The 653-nt window shown below is 67.8% G+C and carries 1 protein-coding gene; it reads right to left on the bottom strand.

Annotated features, from left to right (window positions below; translation table 11 throughout):
- A partial coding sequence (locus tag A5745_RS23645; RefSeq protein WP_254848648.1) for a DUF222 domain-containing protein occupies positions 1-649 on the bottom strand: 649 nt, incomplete at its 3' end.
- Positions 650-653: the final 4 nt, after the last annotated feature.

Below are 653 nucleotides of genomic sequence, written 5' to 3'. Positions count from 1 at the left end.
CTTCGGCGTCCCATCCGGTCTCGACCAGACGCATAAACGCCTCGAGGGTGCTCGGCAACGGCGGCGCGTTATCCGATGCCCGTTGGTCGTTGTGGTGATCGTGTTTCCATTCGGCGATCAGCGCCTCACGATGCGACGCTAGCGCCGCGTCGAACTTCGCCGCCTCATCGTGGGCAAGGGTGATCCGATAGCAACTGGACTGCTCGGTGCTGGTCCTGGTGAACGCGCGCGCGGGCTCGCCGCGCGGTTCGGGTTCGGGCCGTGGTTCTAGCTTGACCGCGGTGCGCAGCTGAGTGACCGTGGCGACCCGCGCCAACTGCACGTAATGCTCATCGGATCCCGCCCCGCCCCGCGCTGCGATGACGCCCACCCGATCCAGCGACAGCCAGCCCTCCCGCATACCCTGGGCACACCGCGGGAACTCCGCCAGCCGGGCCGCGATGGTAGCGATCGTGTGCGCAGTGGCCGGCGAGCAGCCGGTCTTCCAGGCCACCAACGCCGGCACCGAGCGCGCCCCGGTGGCTCCCCACAGCCGGTCGCGATCAATCTCGGCCACAATCTCCACGATGCGCCCATCAATCGCATTGCGCTGACCGGACAACTCCGCCAACTCCTCAAAGAGCACCCCCAGGCGCTCAGCAGGACTCAACCCC

This window comes from Mycobacterium sp. IS-2888 (assembly GCF_001954215.1).
Classification (GTDB): Bacteria; Actinomycetota; Actinomycetes; order Mycobacteriales; family Mycobacteriaceae; genus Mycobacterium.
The sequence above is the reverse complement of the archived record's forward strand: the minus strand, read 5'-3'. Positions and strand labels throughout refer to the sequence as shown.